Here is a 17254-nt window from a genome sequence, read left to right on the forward strand (position 1 = left end):
CTCCTCAATCTCCGCACACCGTATCGACTGGAATCGGTTCCGCCACTTCCTGATGGCGATATCCGGCGACCACGCCCATTCGTTTGAAAAATTTGTGGAATCGCTCATCCGGATGCCCTTTTTCTCTGTACTCCGCCACGATGCGCTCGACCGTCTCGACGATTTCGTCTGCATCCAACCCTTCGGCGACCTGCTGGGCTGCGTGGGCATTGCGGCCGATCGTCTTGCCGCCGAGGAAGAGGTCATATCGATTGCGGCGATACACCACCGCGACATCTTCCATCACCGATCCGTAGCACGCCATCGCGCACCCGGCAAAGCCGATGCGCAGCTCCTTCGGCACAGTCAGTCCGGCGAGCCGCTCGGCCAACCGTTCCGCCTCCGGGATCGAAGCCGCCTTTTCCCCTTGGCAAAAATCGCACGCTTTCATCTGCACCACATTGCCGATGCCTTGCACGTTCAAACCGGCCGCGCGGAGTTTCCGGACGACAGCGTCCGGTTCGGCGGTCGGCACGCGCAGGAGCAGATGATGATTCGGTGTATACTCCATTTCGCCGTCTTCCCCGACCACTTCGAGGATCGTCATCATCTGCCCGTTGGAGATCTTCTTCTCCCACACCCCCGGCGACACCGCCAGTTCCAAGATCGCGGTCATCGAAGCGTAGTAGGGAGACACCTGCTCCTTGCTTACCACATCCGTCTCGATCACCCCGCGCTCCACCAGCCGCGTCACAGCGTCCATCGCCAACTCCAGCGGAGAAACGGCCGCTGCCTCAGTCTCCATAACACCCTTTCCCGTCACCGGCACCGCATTCAAAACCGCAGCACCAGCACCAGCACCAGCACCAGCACCAGCACTACCTGCACTACCTGCACTACCTGCACTACCTGCACTACCTGCACTACCTGCACTACCTGCACTGCCTGCACTGCCTGCACTGCCTGCACTGCCCGCGCCTTTCCCTTCCTTGACCCCGCCGTGCAGGGCCCACGGCTCGTGTTCTTCTTGGAGTCGTTCGTTCATCCGCAGCGGCTGCTCCTCTTTCCCGAGCGTGTATTTGCGCTGATAGCCGCGCGGCGTGATCATCTTGCCGTCGTAGAAGAACGTCGACGAGTTGCCGATCACCACCGTCGTCAGCATCCCGATGTCGTGCTCCAGCATCTCCCCGAGCGTCGTCATCACGATCTGCTGCCGATCCCGGTACGCGCTTTTCACCAGCCCGACCGGCGTCTCAGCCGGGCGGTACTTCAGCAGGATCTTCTGCGTCTCCGCGATCTGCCGCGTACGCTTCCCGCTCTTCGGGTTGTACAGCGCGACGATGAAATCTCCCATCCCCGCCGCTTCCACCCGCCGCGCGATCAACTCCCACGGCGTCAGATGGTCGGACAGCGAGATGCAGCAGTAGTCGTGCATCACCGGCGCCCCGAGCAGCGACGCCACCGAGTTGACCGCCGAAATCCCCGGCACCACCTCGACCTCGACGCCCGACTCCTCACGCCAGCCCTTCTCGATCAACACCTCATACACAAGGCCCGCCATCCCGTACACCCCGGCATCCCCGGACGAGATCACCGCGACCTTCTTCCCCATCTCCGCCTGCCGCACCGCTTCGATGGCCCGCGACACTTCCTCCGTCATCCCCGTCCGCACGATCTCGTGCTTCTCCGTCAACAGCCCGCGAATCAGATCGACGTACGTGTTGTACCCGATGATCACATCCGACTCCTCAATCGCTTCCCGAGCCCGCTTCGTGATATGCTCAAAGCTCCCGGGTCCAAATCCCACGATCAACAGCTTGCCTCGCACACTCATCTCCCCTTCCAAAAAAATCCAACAAAAAAAGACGCCCTTCCCAAAGGAAAGGCGCCTCCTATCGACACGCACAACTGCCACAACTCCGGCAACCCGCACGATTTGTCCACAAAAGCAGTCACCCATCCCCTTATTCCTCGTAAGAAGGCATGGAACAAACAACCGGGCAGGTCTCCTGACTTATGGATCTCTGCTTTCTTCGCCTTCCCATGATCGATATTCTCACAGTGGCAGATGAAGAAAGCTCCCCATTTACAGTGGCGGGACCGTGCTGGACTTACACCAGCTTCCCTTTTAAGCTCTCGCGAACACCCGGTTGCGCTCATATGTATTTTTCAAAAAACAAGTGGCAAATCTTTCATCCAACTGACTAGAATTATAGGCGAACGTCGCCGCCCCTACAAGCCCATCTTGCTAAAGTCCCAGATCGGCAAACGTCGCCATCTCGGCCACCAACCGCGTCGCAGCCTCCAGCAACGGCATCGCCAACACAGCGCCCGTCCCTTCTCCCAGCCGCATATCGAGCGTCAACAACGGACTGAGCCCGATCTCCTGCAACATCACCGCATGCGCCGGCTCCTGCGACAGATGCGACGCAAACAAATAACAACCGGCGTTCGACTCGATCCGGCACGCCGCCAATGCGGCCGCACCCGCGATCACCCCGTCCACCACAACAGCCATTTTATTCGCCGCCGCGCCCAATATGACGCCAACCAGTCCCGCGATCTCCAAACCGCCCACTTTCGCCAGTACATCGAGCGGATCGGCCGGGTCCGGACGATTGACCTCAATCGCCTTTTCGATCACCGCGATCTTCCGCGGTTTCTCCTCCACCGTGATCCCCGTGCCGTAGCCGGTCAGCGCCGCCACCGGGTACCCGATCAGCACCGACGCCATCGCCGCACTCGGAGTCGTGTTGCCGATGCCCATCTCGCCGAGCGCGACCACTTCCACGCCGCGAGCTTTGAGATCGTCCGCCACCTCCACGCCGACCTGGATCGCCTGCAGCACCTCATCACGCGTCATCGCAGGTCCCTGCGCCATGTTGTCGGTGCCCGCCTTCACCTTGCGATGCAGCACCCCGTCCCATTTCTCCTCGACGCGGGAGCCGACATCGACGATCAGCACCTCCGCCCCGGCCTGCGCCGCCAGCACGTTGATCGCCGCCTTTTGCTTCAAAAAATTCTGCATCATCAGCCCTGTCACATCGGCCGGATACGCGCTGACCCCTTCCGCCGCGACCCCGTGATCGCCGCACATCACCACCACCGCCCGACGTGCCACCGACGGGTACACCGTCCCTTGAATCCCGGACAACTTCACCCCGATCTCCTCCAGCTTGCCCAGCGCACCCAGCGGTTTCGTCAATTGATCCCACCGCTCCCTCGCAGCCGTCATCGCCGCTGCATCGAGTTCTGCAATCTTCCCTTTGACCGTCATCAGCATCATCTGCACACTCGCCCCCTTCATTGCCGCATAGTATATACCAGAAGTCTGAGCCAAGGAAGACAAATCATGGTAACATCATGTCAAACAGGAGGTGTCACACAACATGAACTTCACACCCGAACAGCGCGATGCCGTCTACGAAGCGATCCGCAACCGACGCGACGTCCGCTCTTTCAAATCAGACCCGCTGGAAGACGAAAAAGTCCAGCGCATCCTGCTCGCCGGCCACCATGCGCCGTCTGTCGGCTTCATGCAGCCGTGGGATTTCATCCTCGTGCGCGACGAGCAGATCAAAGACCAACTCGCCCTCGCCGCCGACAAAGAACGCCGCGCCCTCGCGATCCATTTCGCCCAAGAAGGCCGCGACGCTCATTTCCTCACCCTCAAAGTCGAAGGCTTGCGCGAAGCCCCGCTGACTGTCTGCATCACCTGCGATCCGACGCGCGGCGGCGACCACGTCCTCGGCCGCAACTCGATCCCCGAGACGGACATCCTGTCTGTCGCCTGTGCCATCCAAAACATGTGGCTCGCCGCCTACGCGGAAGGGATCGCCATGGGCTGGGTCTCCTTTTATAAAAAACCGGACGTCCGCCGCATCCTCGGCATCCCGCCGCACATCGAACCGGTTGCACTGCTCTCGTTCGGCTACACCGACGACTATCCGAGCGCTCCGATCCTCGAACAGTCCGGCTGGCGCAAACGGGAGCACTTTGCCGACCTCCTGCACCAAGACCGCTGGGGGCAAAAATAAAAAGAGGTTCCGATCCCCTCGGAGCCTCTTTTCCTATGTGCAGCAAATGACCGCTTCCTCCTGATCCTTTTTGCGAATCTCCAGATCGCCCTTCTCTGTCACGCGCACTTCGATCCCTCGCTCCGTCAGCCGTTCCACCGCCCGGTTGCGCAGTTCAGCACCGCTCGGACCCTCGAAGGTGCCCCACGGAACCCACGCCTCGCGATCCTCACTCCACACCTTTTCAACCATATAGCCGCCCGTCACGACGACGAGAATCGTCAAAACGGACAGCACCAGCACCCAAACTTCCTTTTTCATCTCACACGATCCCTTCCAGCGGCGGGTCCATCAGATTGCGCTTGCCATGCCGCGCATGCAGGTCGGCAAACAGATCAAACAACCGCTTGGTGACATCGAGATTTCCTTTCGACAGCTCGCCGATCAGATCGAGCACCTCATCCCGCTCCGACTCGACGACATGCTTCTTGAGATACCCCCAGATGTGCGTCAACAGATTGATCATGTTGTCATCCGAGACCTCGCCCGCCAGCGAATCGTAAAAGATGCGAAACACATTTTGCTTCAACATCGGATAGGAGACCGCGCCCAGTCGATGATTGTTAAACATCGTGCGAATGCGGAAATAGCCGCTCGGATTGCTTTCGAGCACAACAAATTTGAGCCGGTGCCAGATCTCCTCCAGCGCCTTGACCTCCCGCACCTTTTCCTCCATCCGCTGTAGCTCGGCCGTCAGCCGCCGGTTGCGGCGATCGATCATCTCGTAGACTTCCGCGTCCACTCGTCCATACGTCATCTGGATGTCACCTCCCGCAGCCTGTTTCCTCTTATCCTATCGAAAGATTCCGTATGATCAGTTCATGCATCGAACCCTCGAAACATGCCGAAACCCGCTTCTTCTACATTCATTCGGTCGCACCCGCCCTGTTTCTGTCGGACACAGCTACCCTTTTCGCCAATTCCAGCCCCAGTTCCTCTGCCAAAAACGCCGTCATCCGCGAAACGGCCGGATCGGTCAGCACCCCGACATCGTCCGCCCCTGCCGCCAGCATCTCCCGCAGTCGCTCCGCTCCGGAGGCCGGATCGACCTGCAAACGCACCGCCCCTTGCCAGACAAACTGCGCCACGCACAGCAACCGGATCACCTCCGACAGCTCCACGTCTTCGTCCTCGGCGACAGTCACCTTGACGGTGCAACCGGACGCACACTCCCGGCATCGCTCCCGGATCGCATACAGCGCATCGACCCGCTCAGCCCACGTCTGCCCCGGCCGCACCGGCAGTTCGATCACCGCCGCCTCCTCCTGCAGACACCACGTCACAGCCCGCCCGAACGCACGTCGGCGAATCATCCACGACGCTTTTTTCAGATCGGCCAGCCGTCCCGCAGGCAACTCGCCCATCGCCAGAGCTTCCTCGCGGGACATCACCGTGCCGAGCGCCACTTTCGCCAACAGTTGATAGAGGGCACGCAGATCCTGCTCCGGCACCGGGCTACCCCCTTTTCATCGTCTGCACGTCAGCCGCGTACCACGTCTCCCACGCTTCCCTGTTTCCGTCCAGCACCAAAGGACGCCACGGTGCAGACACTTGCGCAAACCCTTGCCCGCCCAGCACCAGTTTGATCTTGGGAAACTCCGCCTTCAGCTCGCCGAGCATTCGTTCCGTCTCCTCGCACTGCGCCGGGTCGGTCAGCGACACGGCGACGACCTTCACCCCGTGGTTGCGGATGATCTCCCGCACGCCGAGTTGCGGCGTGTTCGGCCCGAGGTGGATCACGTCCATCCCTTTTTTGCGCAGGAACAGCAAGAACAAGAGCAGTCCGATCTGATGCTCCTCCTTCGCCGGGCAGAACGCCAGCGCTTTTGGCAACGCCGGATCGACCGGAAACACGCGGAAAAATTGATAAAAACGCTGCGACAACAGGTTCGAGGAAAAATGTTCCTGCGCCACGCTGACCTCGCCGCGCTCCCACTCATCGCCGATCCGGCACAGGATCGGCGCCATCACCCCATGAAACATCTCTTCGTAGTGAAACATCGAAAAACCCAGATCCAGCACCGCGTTTGCACGACCGGCATCGAGTTGCAGCAACGCCCGGTACAGATCGCTGCGCAGTTCCTCAAGATTGTCGGACATCACCGGCATCTGCGTTTCCGAGACCGGGAGCCTGCGCCGTTCTTCGCGCATCTTCTCCAGCATCTTCACCGCTTGCGAGATGTTGATGCCCTTTTCCTCCGTCTGCACCTTCAGCCAGCGCAGATCCTCGATGTCCTGATCGGTGTACAATCGATGCCCCGACTCCGAGCGGACCGGCGTCACGACATGATACCGTCTCTCCCACGCCCGGATCGTCACCGCCGGCATCTCCAACATCTTCGAGACCGATTTGATATTATACATAAAATGGTTCTCCATTCTTTTTCATACCTTATACAATCATTATACATCTACAGTACGCAGAAAAAAAGACCTCATTCCTGTACGGAAGAGGTCCGGTTGATTACTCACTGGGCCCGCCACTTATTTTGCCCGTAATGGGCGGCGAGATATTTGCAATACAAGATCATATTCCGCACCACATCCAGTTCCAATCGGAACAGCATCGGCTGACCGGGACGCCAGTTTACCTCATAGAGCCAGAACTTGCGATGCGGGTCGAGACCGATGTCGATCCCGAGTTCATCAAAGTTCTCCTCATACACCTCGTCCATATGAGCCGCGAGTTGCAGCGCAAACACCTCCAACTCGCGAGCGATGTCGTACGCCTCCGTCCCAAACTCATGCTCCAGGAAAAACTTCAACTCGTTCGTCGCCCCGCCGGCGCTCAAGTTCGTGATGATGCTTCCCGCCTGCCCGATGCGCGGGTAGATCGTCGTCATCACCCATTGGCCTTGCCCGCCCTTTTGCACATGGAGCCGGAAATCAAACGGTTGCCCCGCCTTCGTTCGCGACGCCACATACGGCTGGACCAGCAAGTCCTCCATCTCCAGCCACTGCTCCAACCATCGTTCAAACTCACGGCGGGTAAACAGCGAGCGCTCCGTCTGCTCGATCGTGACAAAATCATCGCCGTTCTGCTCCACATAGACCACGCCGATCCCTTTCGCGCCGGACGTCGGCTTGACGATCACCCGCTCGTACTCGTTGAGCTTGTCGAGCACGTCGTCCTCGCTGCGCACCCGGTGCGTCGGCAACAGGTACTTGGCAAACAGGCGGCCTTTGAGCAGGCGATTGTAGACCGTCACCTTGTCGCCGACCGAGTGGCTCGTGTACGGGATCTCGTCGAAGAGACGTTCGATGACTTCATCCGTCTTTTCACTGACCGAGCCGCCGCTGTTATAAATCACATCCGGAAAGGAAGTCTCGCGCTCGACCCATGCCCCGTCTTCATAAAACCAAGCCACGATTGTCCGCTTCTCCAAATCGACTCGTCCCGGCGTGAAATAAAAGAAATCGACCCCTTCCATCTTTGCCGCCGCCGCATACGCATACGCTTTGAACAGCGTACGCGGGTCGCGACGGTAATGCATCATGCCTACTGTGACCTTCAACCCTCTTCACCTCCTTTCCTCAGAACGAAGGTGAAAGGTGATCTTGCCCGCCGCATGCTTTGCCAGTTCCCTCGCCTCGTCCAGCGTGTTGCCTGTCGCGATCACATACGCATACCGATGTCCCATCGACAGCGGGGGTTGCAGCCGCGTCCCCTGCTTCGGCTTGACATACACCTCGTGTACAGACGGGTAGCTCGCCGCCTGCTGTTTGCCGGTCACGCGTTGGAGCACACCGCGCTCCTTCACCGTCACATATTGCGCAAACGCCGGCCGCACATGCCGCCGTGACAGATTCGGCGTTTCGCCAAGAAACAGCCGCAGCGTCTCATACATCAGATTGATCCCGTAGGCGGCCTCGATCAGCGAGTTCATCGCACCGCCGGAGATGCGCGGGTTGCTCTCGATCAGTTTCCATCCGCCGCGCACATCGCGCATCTCCAGATGGCACGCCCCAAGATCCATTCCCATCGCCGTCACGATCTCCTGCACGGCGCGCGGCAGACTCTCCCGCCACTCGTCCGGGATCACCGTGTGCACCGCATACCCGGTGACGATAAATCGCTCCTCCTTCGAGATCTCTTGCTCGATCACCGCGACGATCCGCGCCGTTCCCTCCCACACCAGCGCTTCCACCAGCACCTGCGGTCCGTCGAGATACTCCTCGATCAGCACCGGCTCCCCGTCGTACTTCGCCGCCAGCCGTTCAGCCGCCGCCCGCAGTTCCTCCTCATCCACCGCCTTCAGCACATCCTTGGAACCGGTCGAGCGCGGCGACTTGACCACCGCCGGCAGCGGCATCCGCTCCCGCTCGGTCCACGACTCCCACGACTCCGCTTCCGGGTCCCAACTGGCAAATTGCACGCCATACGCCGTTCCCCGCAGTTGATCGCGCGTGAGAATCTTGTCTTGCATGCGCTCCATCGCTTCACAAGAGAGAGGCGTGCCGCAGATCTCCCGCGACAGACGAGCGGCCGTGGTCACATGCGGCTCGATCATGCTGACGATCAGTTCAATCACCCTTCCCTGCCTTTGCAACATCACCAGTTGCTGACGAATCGCCTCCTCATCCGTCAGATCCACCCGGATCATTCGATGGACATCAGGAAACAGCGACCTCTGCTGCAAAAACGCATCCCGGTCTGTCAACAGCACAGTCAAATACCCGAGATTGGCCGCCGCCCGAACCGCCTCACGACTGGACCCGGACTTGTTCACCCCAAGAAACACAATCGTTCGCATGGGTTGGCCCCCTTCACGCTCTGTCTGATCGTGTTATCCTATGCCCCCCTCAAATGGAAGGAAGCGGCCTGAAAAAAATTGTGCGCATGCCTGTATCTGGCAAGGAAACAATAACCACGAACGAGCATCCATCCAAAGGAGTGTCATCAAATGGAGCACAGAAACACCCCAAATCTAACCAACGCCGAAATGGGCGAACACCCGCCGCATGATCTGCGCGCGATGCTCACCAACGCGTCCAACTTCGAAGGGCGTTTCAACCTCGACAAATCCGGCTTTGACCCGATGATGCCGGGACACGCCTCCGACCACAACATGATCCTGCGCCAACAGCCGCGCACCGTCAAACAGGTCGGCTGCGGCATCTCCCTCCCCTATGAAGTGCGCCTCGAAATGGCTTTGATGCTCGACGACCATCAGTGCGCCCTGAACGTGTTGCTGCACCAATACCAAAAGCACCACTGGTTGTCCGAAGGCGCAGAGTCGTTCCTCTCGCTGCACGAACTGCTCAACGAACACATCGAACAAACCAAAAAGCACATCGACGAGATCGGCGAGCGCGTCGCCCGCCTCGGTGGCGTCCCGACCGCACACCCGGTCACCCAACATGAACTGTCCTACGTCAAACATGAAGTCGAAGGCCGCTACAGCATGCGCGACTACCTGCGCAACGATCTCGAACACGAGCTGAAAGTCCAGCAGATGCTCCGCGCGCAGATCCGCCGCGCCGGCGAACTGGGCGACTACGGCACCGTGCAAGTCCTCGAAGAAGTGCTCGTCGACCGCGAAGACCTCGGCTACCACCTGTACAGCAACCTCGAAGACGACACCCTCGTGCGCGGCATGACCCACCTCGTCGACGGCTACCAAGACCGCGCCGGCGACCGCCCGATGGACCCTGGCACTCGTTTGCAGTAAGAGCTTGGACGGCCCTTCACAAAAGATTTACAAACTTCCACGCCAAATCTATAGACATGTGACGCCTTTTCGCATAATATGTTGGTAACAAAGTTCATACGTGTGCTCCAAAGGGGAGTAGCTGCCACGATTGAGTCGTCATTTCGAGATCGCCTGATCTCCGGCTCTTTCGGCAACGAGAGTTTTATTCAACATTCGTTGTTAGCAAGACCTTTGCCCGATTTTCCAAACGCGGCAAAGGTCTTTTTTGTCTTCGTTCATAGAAAACATCGGGAAGAGCACACACTACCCTTATGAAGGAGTGATCTCGATGGAATTTTTGTCTGCCGGATTTTTCATGGCTCTGCTCTCAATCGTCATCATCGACCTCGTGCTCGCCGGTGACAATGCGATCGTTATCGGATTGGCAGCCCGCAACCTGCCAAAAGACCAACAAAAAAAGGTGATCATCTGGGGCACCGTCGGCGCGATCGTCATCCGCGCCATCGCCACCATGCTCGTCGTCTGGTTGCTGGAGATCCCGGGACTGTTGCTGGTCGGCGGCCTGCTCTTGATCTGGATCGCCTACAAACTGCTCACCGAAGAAAAACAGCATGACGTGCAAGCCACCTCGTCCTTCTGGGCGGCCGTGCGCACGATCATCATCGCCGATGCCGTCATGGGCATCGACAACGTCCTCGCCGTCGCAGGCGCAGCACACGGCTCGTTCCTGCTGGTCATCCTCGGCCTGTTGATCTCCGTGCCGGTCGTTGTCTGGGGCAGCACCTTGGTCCTGAAATGGATCGAGAAATACCCGTGGATCATCTACATCGGCTCGGCCGTGCTCGCCTACACCGCATCGAAGATGATCGTCGAAGAGCGCTTCCTCGCCCCCGTCTTCGAAGGCAACCCGGTACTGAAATGGACGCTCACCATCGTCCTGATCGGCGGCGTGCTGGTGGCCGGTCGCATGAAAAACATGCGTCAACGCAGCACCGCAAACTAATACTGTATCGTATGACCCAGTGCCGCTTTAAGCCACTGGGTTTTTTGTATAATTTTCATTCGATCCGACACATACTAACCCGGGTTCCATACCCTTCTATCATCTCAAAGGGGGAATGTGGGGATGACGACCAACCAAAACGGCACGCAACAGGGACAACATGAAGTGATCGCCTGCTCCCGCGAAGTGTTGGACGAGCTGATGTCCGCCATGCAAGGCTACGAAGCGGAACTGGTCGGTCATCAGCACAGCGGCCACGCCCGCGCCGTCATGGGCCGCTCGTTCGGCCGCCCCGAAGGCGAGATCCGCGAGGACATCGACCGCGTCCAAGCACAGCTCCGCCAGTGCAATCCCGAGTCTTGAGATGAGACACCGCCCCGTTGCCTTCTCGGCAGCGGGGCTCGTGTGCGTTCTGAAAATTCTCCCCCCTTCCTTGAAGGAGTTCGAGACGAATGATTGAATTTTATTACATATCCAAATAACCGCCGAAGCGGAGGGATCACCTGTGACAGCACCGCCTAGCGACCAGCCGCACCTGTACATCCATTGTGAAGATGCGACGCGTGCAAGAAACTGGTACATCCGCGTCTTGGGTCTGACAGAAGACCTGAGTTGCGGCAGTCAACGCCTCCTGTTGATCGACTGGGGCAAAGACAACTACGTCCCGATCTGTAAATCCCCGCAACTCCACGTTCGAACACCTGACATTCACTCCGCCTACGCCGACTTGCAAACCCGCGGCGTTACCCCCGTCGACACCATCCATCCCTGCGAAGACGGACTCCTCGCCTTCCACATCAAAGACTCCGAAGGCAACCTGATCCGCATCCTGCACGAGTAAAAATCGCGCCTCCTCACCGGGAAGCGCGATTTTTTTCTTGACAGCCGACCTGTCCATCCACTATTTTGTAATTAGAAAACAATCTAATTATCTAATCATCTAACCAAATCCATCTCCCAAAGGAGGCACTCCCTCATGATCTCCACCACCTCCATGATCATGCAAATCTTGGCCATCCTGATATCGGTCGCCTTTCCCGTCGCCCTGATCCTCTACTTCCGCCGTCGGGGCGGCCTGTCGTGGAAAGCGGTCGCGTTTGGCGCACTGGTCTGGTTCCTCTTTTCGCAAGTGCTGGAAAAAGGGCTCCACCTCTACATGTTCCAGTTCAACGGCACCACGGCAGAATGGCTCAAACAGCCCCTGTTCTACGCGCTCTACGGCGGGCTGGCAGCCGGGATCTTCGAAGAGGTCGGCCGCTACGTCGCGTTCCGCTACTGGCTGAAAGACCGTCGCGAGCGCCTTGACGGGATCTCGTTCGGGATCGGTCACGGCGGCCTCGAAGCGATCTTGATCGCGTTGACGCTCGGCGTGTCCAACCTCGTCTACATGAACCTGCTCAACGCCGGCACGTTCGACACCACGCTCGGCAGCCAAGTGCCGGCCGAGACGGTCGCTCAGATCAAATCGTCTTTGCTCGACTCCTCGCCGCTCCTGCACCTGCTCGGCGGATTCGAGCGCATTGCCGCTCTCTTCCTGCATATCGCCTTCTCGCTGATCGTCCTGCTCGGCGTGCGCAGCGGCCGCATCTCCTATCTGTTCTGTGCGATCCTGCTCCACGCGGGCGTTGACATTGTGGCCGCCTACGCGACCGCCGCCAAATGGAACCTCTACCTGCTCGAAGCGATTCTTTTCGTCTTTGGCGCCGTCGCCTTCTGGTACATCGGCCGCACGAAACGACTGTTCCACTAAATCAAATGCCTCCCGCCTTCGGGCACTCCTGCGAACCGATCGATCCCGCCGACCATAAACTGACGGAGGGCATCTGTGCAGGATGCCCGAAAAAAGGAGGCTTTTCGCATGTACGGAACGTATTTCCTCCCCGTCACCTACCGCTCCACGAGCGAAACGCGCGCCCCGCTCCAAGCATACGCCCACATCCAGGGCGGACCGCTCGCGCCCGGTCTGCGCGGTCTCGTCTGGTTTCGCGACCTGACGTACGGCACCGAAGTCTCTGTCGAAGTGACCGGCCTGCCCGCCTACACACCCGGCGGTCCCGATCGCGACCCGATCGGCCCGCACGGATTTCACATCCATCAGTCGGGCAACTGCGCCGTCGGTGACCCGAACGATCCGTTCCAAGGGGCAGGCGGCCACTGGAATCCGACCAACCAACCGCACGGCAACCACGCCGGCGACATGCCCAACCTGTTCTCCAACAACGGCTATGCCCGCATGAGCTTTTTCACCAACAAATTCCGCGTCCAAGACATCATCGGCAAAGCGGTGATCATCCACCAAAGCCCGGACGACTATCGCACCCAACCGGCCGGAGACGCGGGCAAACGCCTGGCCTGCGGTTTGATTCGCGGCCGCTGACCGCACAACACCCACAGCAACCGCACACAAAAAAGCAGGAGGCCGCCGACGCCTCCTGCTTTTTTATTCCCCTGCCAAACGGCGCAACAGGCTCTCGCTGACCGCCACCGGATCGCTCGGCACCTTCGCCAGATCAAACGCCCCGATCATCTCCCTTGCTGTCATCCGCTCCGGCCGTTCGACCAGCCCGCCGAGCCACGCCAACTGGCCGACCACCTCTTCCGCCCCTGTGCCCGCCTCCCGGATCGCCGCCAGCGTCAGAGACTTGTCCCGCTTTGACAGCCGCTGTCCGTCCGGGCCGCAGAGCAGCGGCACATGGGCAAACTGCGGCGGCTTCAGGCCGAGTGCCGCATACAGCCACAACTGGCGAGGCGTTGAGCAGAGCAGATCATAGCCGCGCAGGACATCGGTGATCCCCATCGCCGCATCATCCAGCACCACGGCGAGCTGATACCCGAACATCCCGTCCGCCCGCTTGACCACAAAATCTCCGCCGCTGCCTGCTACCGTCTCTTGCCGCCCGGCCAAGAGGTCGACAAACCCGAGCGGCTCGTCCGGCATCGCAAATCGCATCGACGGCACCTTCACCGCCGCCTTTTCCGCCTGTTCGTCCGCGCTCAGACGGCGGCAGTTCCCCGGATACACCGGCCCCTCCGACCCGAGCCCGTGCGGGGCACTTGCGATCTTCATCAGTTCCGACCGCGAGCAATAGCACGGATACAGCCAGCCGTCTTGCAACAGCCGCCGCAGCGCGTCGTCGTACCGCTCCTCCCGCTCGCTTTGCCGGTACGGTGCACAGGGTCCTCCCCGATCCGGTCCTTCGTCCCAGTCGATGCCGAGCCAAAGCAGGTCCTCGACGAGCTGCGCGGCGTACTCCGGCTTGGAACGCGCCTTGTCGATATCCTCGATCCGCAGCACATATTCACCGCCTTCGCTGCGGATCTGCCACCATGACAGCAGCGCCGTCCACGCATTGCCCAGATGCAGGTGCCCGGATGGCGTCGGGGCAAACCGTCCGCGTTTCTTCATGTGCAAACCCTCCGTTCGTCCGTTCAGTCCATACCAGTATTATGAAAGAAAAGAGGAGAGTTTGCCAATCCGGGCAACAAAAAACCACCGAAAATGGTCGGTGGTTTTCATCCCTTTACGTATCGGCCGTGCTCCGGGATCGCCATCGTGTCAAACTCGCGGGCGAGCTTCGAAAGCCCTTGCGCCAGTTCTTCGCCTTGCATCGGCAGCCCGTGCCCGGTGACGACGACGCGAGGTTTGAGCCGCTCCAACTTTTTCACCGAGTTCCACGCCGCCTCCCAATCGGGCGTAAAATACATCGGCGGCCCGTGGATCTCCTGTTCCTGCGTCAACACGTGCCACACCGACTCCTGCTTGGTCGTGATAAACGCATCTCCTGAGATCATCGTCCGATCCGACTCCCGGAACAGCGAGATGTGCCCCTGCGTATGCCCAGGCGTGTGGATCGACTGCCAGCCCGGCAGAACAGGGATGCTGCCGTCCGTCGGCAAGGCGCGCACGCGCTCTCCAAGGTCGATCGGGTCGTTCGGGAACATCGGCGACATCATCGCCACGAGCCCGCCGCCGACCGTCGGGTCCGGCTCCGGATAGGCCATCTTTCCGGTGAGATAAGGCATTTCGAGCGCATGCGCATACACCGGCACCTGCCATTTCTCGAGCAATTCATGGAGAGCTCCGACGTGATCAAAATGCCCGTGCGTCAAAAGGATCGCCTTCGGAGGCCGCTGCCCGTACCGCTCTTCAGCCGCCTCGATGATCTTCCCCGCATAGCCGCGGACCCCGGCATCGACCAGCACATAGTCGTCGCTCCCCGGCTCCCCGACAAACACCACATTCACAATCGCCGTCCGCAAACACAACACATCGCGCAACACCGCAAGGCCGTGTACGTGACGATCCTCCTCATGAACCGATTGCGTCTCCATCCAAGGCCACCTCCTGAAAAAAGGGTTCTCCTCCGTATCGTCTGCCATTGCAGGCAAAAACATCCCCCGCTCAATCTTCATACAACTTCCCCGCCGCGTCTGATACTCGTAACGTCACGTCTTTTCCCTGATCCTCCATCGCTTCCAGCAGCGTCACATCCCAACGACCGGACTCCACATACTTCACCCCGCGAACCACTGGCACATTCCAGTCGGACGCACCGACCAGAGCGGCCGCCACCGCTTGCTCCGGCGTCAGGCGAGCCCCCGCCGGTTTCTCCTGCGGGATCACCGCGATGCTCCTCGCCGCTCCTTGGCCTGGATACGATGTGAGAATCGGACCGTCAAAATACACCTGCACCTTCTGCCCGACATGGATCGACGCGTCGGTCGTCTTCACCCAGACCGCGTTGTAAAACATCCGCTCGACCTGCTTCCCCACCGGATCGACCACCAACACCCGGTCCCCCTCCCGTTTCACGACATGTCCTGCCATGCCAAAAGGCTCCTCCTCCGCAGCACAACCTGCCAAACCGACTGCCAACACCAATGCGACCAACACAGCAAAAAAACGCTTCCACATAACAGAGCACCTCTCTCGTCTCGATCTGCTATGCATACAGTCGCCTCTGCCCTCTCCCGCGTTACAAATCGAAAAAACCCTGCCGTTTCCAGCAGGGTCCCCTCTTTTTTGCTCAATGAAGATCCTCTCGCCGATCCACATACAAACTCCCGTCCTCCTGCAACTCCACAAAGAACACATCTTCCAAACTCTCGACGCCTTCCTGCCGCAGTTTGCTCTCCAGCCATTCGCGGGTGCGATGCAACTTCGCGAGATTGCGCTCGACCAGTTGTCCGTCCACGATCAACTCCGTCGGCAAAAAGCGGCGGCGATTTTGCGGCGGCTTGACTTTTTTCAGCACGCTCAGTTCCCCGTTCGGCTCCAAAATCGCATAGTCCACCTCGCCCACGGAAAACACATCTTTATTTCGCAACAGCATGCTCAGATCGTCCATGTTCAACCGATTCGAAGCCATCGCCCGCTCCAGCACCCGTCCCTCTTTGATCACAATCGTCGGCTCGCCGTCGAGCAGCACCCGCGCCTTGGACGACTTCAAAGAGGCGAACTCCACCACCAGCGTCAAAACCGCCCACAGCACCATGCCCGTGACGCCGTCGAGCACCGTGATATCGCGATGCACCACCATGTCCCCGGCGATGTTGCCCAGCGCGATCCCCGTGATGTACGTGAAAAACGTCATCTGACTGATCTGCTTTTTCCCCAAAATGCGCGTCAACATCAGCAACACCACAAATCCCACGAGCGTCCGCAACGAAGTCACGAGCACCGATTCCATACCATCCCTCGATTCCGGCAGTACTTGCACTCTCTCCTAGCATAGACCACAATCTCGGCAATACAAACAACCCTCCGACCGTTCCAGTCAGAGGGTTGTTTGCTGTTGATTCTGCCGTTCCGCCTACAAAGCCAACGCCTCGCTGTTGACCACCGCAATCGGTTTGACCGCTCTGGCAAATCGCACCACCGTCTGCGGATACGTAATCGCCTGCAACGGGATCTCATCCGGCCCTGGGGCGGTCAGAGACACCGTCACTTCGGTGCGCCCTGCCGTCTCCGCCACGTTTGTCACCTCGATGGCATAGCCGCCCGTGTAGCGTTCGCCCGCTGTGAGGATCAGGTACATATCCTCGCCGCTGCGCTGCGTCACCGCTCCCACCTTGCCTTGCAGGGACAGCGCCGTCTCTTGCACCTCCTGCGGGAGCGTCGACAGGTCGGTGATCACCTCATAGCCGGACACCTCCGTCCCCGGCGTCGCTCCGATCCGGGCCTGCGTCCGCTGCGTGATCGTTCCGAGCTCCGCACGGGTGAGCTTCAACTCCCCGTGGAACAACTGCCCGTCCCCGAGCATGATCCCCAGTGCATACAGCGTCGAAACCGCCTGCTGCTGTACCAGCGTCATCGTGTTGAGATCCGCAAACGGAGCGGGCAGCCCTCCGGCGATCCCCATATTCATCGGCGGCAACGCGCCTGCCAAAACCACAGCCGCTTCTGCCCGCGAGATCCAATCCCCCGGCTCTCCGTCCATTTTCGCCCGCAGACCGATCTGATTCAACTCCTCCAAAAACACCATCCGGGTCACTTTCTCGTTGTTCGCGGCCATATCAAAACGCCTCCTTCTACGAGTTCA

The 17254-nt window shown here is 59.6% G+C and carries 20 protein-coding genes and 1 riboswitch; of the genes, 7 read left to right on the forward strand and 13 right to left on the reverse strand.

What is annotated here, in order from left to right; translation table 11 throughout:
- Nucleotides 1-4: 4 nt before the first annotated feature.
- On the reverse strand, nt 5-1813 hold the full coding sequence (cobJ, locus tag OS242_RS04835; protein WP_267150525.1) for a precorrin-3B C(17)-methyltransferase: 1809 nt from the start codon (nt 1811-1813) through the stop codon (nt 5-7).
- Between the two features lie 148 nt (nt 1814-1961).
- Nucleotides 1962-2144, reverse strand: a riboswitch (cobalamin riboswitch).
- 83 nt (nt 2145-2227) lie between these two features.
- On the reverse strand, nt 2228-3265 hold the full coding sequence (cobT, locus tag OS242_RS04840) for a nicotinate-nucleotide--dimethylbenzimidazole phosphoribosyltransferase (RefSeq protein WP_267150526.1): 1038 nt from the start codon (nt 3263-3265) through the stop codon (nt 2228-2230).
- 103 nt (nt 3266-3368) lie between these two features.
- Between cobT and bluB the strand changes: the two genes are divergently transcribed.
- On the forward strand, nt 3369-4016 hold the full coding sequence (gene bluB / locus OS242_RS04845) for a 5,6-dimethylbenzimidazole synthase (protein WP_267150527.1): 648 nt from the start codon (nt 3369-3371) through the stop codon (nt 4014-4016).
- A gap of 33 nt (nt 4017-4049) precedes the next feature.
- On the opposite strand, the gene OS242_RS04850 is transcribed toward bluB, so the two are convergent.
- The 6 genes from OS242_RS04850 to OS242_RS04875 form a co-directional block, all read right to left on the reverse strand.
- Nucleotides 4050-4316, reverse strand: a complete 267-nt coding sequence (locus OS242_RS04850; protein ID WP_267150528.1) for a hypothetical protein — start codon at nt 4314-4316, stop codon at nt 4050-4052.
- Between the two features lies 1 nt (nt 4317).
- Nucleotides 4318-4812, reverse strand: a complete 495-nt coding sequence (locus OS242_RS04855; RefSeq protein WP_267150529.1) for a DUF1722 domain-containing protein — start codon at nt 4810-4812, stop codon at nt 4318-4320.
- A 109-nt stretch (nt 4813-4921) separates the two neighbouring features.
- Nucleotides 4922-5506, reverse strand: coding sequence for a hypothetical protein (locus tag OS242_RS04860; RefSeq protein WP_267150530.1), 585 nt, complete (start codon nt 5504-5506; stop codon nt 4922-4924).
- Nucleotides 5507-5510: 4 nt separating this feature from the next.
- A complete protein-coding gene (locus OS242_RS04865) occupies nt 5511-6419 on the reverse strand; it encodes a MerR family transcriptional regulator (protein WP_267150531.1) in 909 nt (302 codons plus the stop codon).
- A gap of 104 nt (nt 6420-6523) precedes the next feature.
- Nucleotides 6524-7570 (reverse strand): YheC/YheD family endospore coat-associated protein, encoded by a 1047-nt coding sequence (locus tag OS242_RS04870; RefSeq protein WP_267150532.1) that lies wholly within the window; start codon nt 7568-7570, stop codon nt 6524-6526.
- A gap of 6 nt (nt 7571-7576) precedes the next feature.
- Complete coding sequence (locus tag OS242_RS04875) at nt 7577-8809, reverse strand: ATP-grasp domain-containing protein (RefSeq protein WP_267150533.1); 1233 nt, start codon at nt 8807-8809, stop codon at nt 7577-7579.
- A gap of 150 nt (nt 8810-8959) precedes the next feature.
- On the opposite strand from OS242_RS04875, the gene OS242_RS04880 reads away from it, so the two are divergent.
- The 6 genes from OS242_RS04880 to OS242_RS04905 all read left to right on the forward strand — a co-directional run bounded on the left by OS242_RS04880 (nt 8960) and on the right by OS242_RS04905 (nt 13089).
- Nucleotides 8960-9727: a ferritin-like domain-containing protein gene (locus tag OS242_RS04880; protein ID WP_267150534.1), complete on the forward strand. Its 768-nt coding sequence runs from the start codon at nt 8960-8962 to the stop codon at nt 9725-9727.
- Nucleotides 9728-10037: 310 nt separating this feature from the next.
- Nucleotides 10038-10712, forward strand: a complete 675-nt coding sequence (locus OS242_RS04885; protein WP_267150535.1) for a TerC family protein — start codon at nt 10038-10040, stop codon at nt 10710-10712.
- Nucleotides 10713-10835: 123 nt separating this feature from the next.
- On the forward strand, nt 10836-11075 hold the full coding sequence (locus tag OS242_RS04890) for a hypothetical protein (protein WP_267150536.1): 240 nt from the start codon (nt 10836-10838) through the stop codon (nt 11073-11075).
- Nucleotides 11076-11217: 142 nt separating this feature from the next.
- A complete protein-coding gene (locus tag OS242_RS04895) occupies nt 11218-11553 on the forward strand; it encodes a VOC family protein (protein WP_267150537.1) in 336 nt (111 codons plus the stop codon).
- 135 nt (nt 11554-11688) lie between these two features.
- Entirely contained in the window at nt 11689-12462 is a 774-nt protein-coding gene (locus OS242_RS04900) for a YhfC family intramembrane metalloprotease (protein ID WP_267150538.1), read from the forward strand.
- 108 nt (nt 12463-12570) lie between these two features.
- On the forward strand, nt 12571-13089 hold the full coding sequence (locus tag OS242_RS04905; RefSeq protein WP_267150539.1) for a superoxide dismutase family protein: 519 nt from the start codon (nt 12571-12573) through the stop codon (nt 13087-13089).
- A gap of 63 nt (nt 13090-13152) precedes the next feature.
- On the opposite strand, the gene gluQRS is transcribed toward OS242_RS04905, so the two are convergent.
- From gluQRS to OS242_RS04930, 5 genes are all read right to left on the reverse strand, one after another.
- The gene (gene gluQRS / locus OS242_RS04910; RefSeq protein ID WP_267150540.1) at nt 13153-14118 is read right to left on the reverse strand and encodes a tRNA glutamyl-Q(34) synthetase GluQRS; all 966 of its coding nucleotides are present in this window, start codon (nt 14116-14118) and stop codon (nt 13153-13155) included.
- A 107-nt stretch (nt 14119-14225) separates the two neighbouring features.
- Nucleotides 14226-15044: an MBL fold metallo-hydrolase gene (locus OS242_RS04915; RefSeq protein ID WP_267150541.1), complete on the reverse strand. Its 819-nt coding sequence runs from the start codon at nt 15042-15044 to the stop codon at nt 14226-14228.
- 70 nt (nt 15045-15114) lie between these two features.
- A complete protein-coding gene (locus OS242_RS04920; RefSeq protein WP_267150542.1) occupies nt 15115-15627 on the reverse strand; it encodes a YobA family protein in 513 nt (170 codons plus the stop codon).
- A 112-nt stretch (nt 15628-15739) separates the two neighbouring features.
- Entirely contained in the window at nt 15740-16402 is a 663-nt protein-coding gene (locus tag OS242_RS04925; protein ID WP_267150977.1) for a YetF domain-containing protein, read from the reverse strand.
- 123 nt (nt 16403-16525) lie between these two features.
- Nucleotides 16526-17227 (reverse strand): protease complex subunit PrcB family protein, encoded by a 702-nt coding sequence (locus OS242_RS04930; protein WP_267150543.1) that lies wholly within the window; start codon nt 17225-17227, stop codon nt 16526-16528.
- Between the last annotated feature and the right edge of the window lie 27 nt (nt 17228-17254).

The sequence above is a fragment of the Tumebacillus lacus genome (assembly GCF_026410385.1).
Lineage (GTDB): Bacteria > Bacillota > Bacilli > Tumebacillales > Tumebacillaceae > Tumebacillus > Tumebacillus lacus.

Bases quoted from the DNA above. Each gene is read 5' to 3' on its own strand.
- OS242_RS04925 (WP_267150977.1), bottom strand. From the start codon at position 16,402: ATGGAATCGGTGCTCGTGACTTCGTTGCGGACGCTCGTGGGATTTGTG.
- OS242_RS04885 (WP_267150535.1), top strand. From the start codon at position 10,038: ATGGAATTTTTGTCTGCCGGATTTTTCATGGCTCTGCTCTCAATCGTC.
- gluQRS (WP_267150540.1), bottom strand. From the start codon at position 14,118: ATGAAGAAACGCGGACGGTTTGCCCCGACGCCATCCGGGCACCTGCAT.
- OS242_RS04905 (WP_267150539.1), top strand. From the start codon at position 12,571: ATGTACGGAACGTATTTCCTCCCCGTCACCTACCGCTCCACGAGCGAA.
- OS242_RS04890 (WP_267150536.1), top strand. From the start codon at position 10,836: ATGACGACCAACCAAAACGGCACGCAACAGGGACAACATGAAGTGATC.
- cobJ (WP_267150525.1), bottom strand. From the start codon at position 1,813: ATGAGTGTGCGAGGCAAGCTGTTGATCGTGGGATTTGGACCCGGGAGC.
- bluB (WP_267150527.1), top strand. From the start codon at position 3,369: ATGAACTTCACACCCGAACAGCGCGATGCCGTCTACGAAGCGATCCGC.
- OS242_RS04865 (WP_267150531.1), bottom strand. From the start codon at position 6,419: ATGTATAATATCAAATCGGTCTCGAAGATGTTGGAGATGCCGGCGGTG.
- OS242_RS04920 (WP_267150542.1), bottom strand. From the start codon at position 15,627: ATGTGGAAGCGTTTTTTTGCTGTGTTGGTCGCATTGGTGTTGGCAGTC.
- OS242_RS04900 (WP_267150538.1), top strand. From the start codon at position 11,689: ATGATCTCCACCACCTCCATGATCATGCAAATCTTGGCCATCCTGATA.
- OS242_RS04875 (WP_267150533.1), bottom strand. From the start codon at position 8,809: ATGCGAACGATTGTGTTTCTTGGGGTGAACAAGTCCGGGTCCAGTCGT.
- OS242_RS04915 (WP_267150541.1), bottom strand. From the start codon at position 15,044: ATGGAGACGCAATCGGTTCATGAGGAGGATCGTCACGTACACGGCCTT.
- OS242_RS04880 (WP_267150534.1), top strand. From the start codon at position 8,960: ATGGAGCACAGAAACACCCCAAATCTAACCAACGCCGAAATGGGCGAA.
- cobT (WP_267150526.1), bottom strand. From the start codon at position 3,265: ATGATGCTGATGACGGTCAAAGGGAAGATTGCAGAACTCGATGCAGCG.
- OS242_RS04930 (WP_267150543.1), bottom strand. From the start codon at position 17,227: ATGGCCGCGAACAACGAGAAAGTGACCCGGATGGTGTTTTTGGAGGAG.
- OS242_RS04855 (WP_267150529.1), bottom strand. From the start codon at position 4,812: ATGACGTATGGACGAGTGGACGCGGAAGTCTACGAGATGATCGATCGC.
- OS242_RS04850 (WP_267150528.1), bottom strand. From the start codon at position 4,316: ATGAAAAAGGAAGTTTGGGTGCTGGTGCTGTCCGTTTTGACGATTCTC.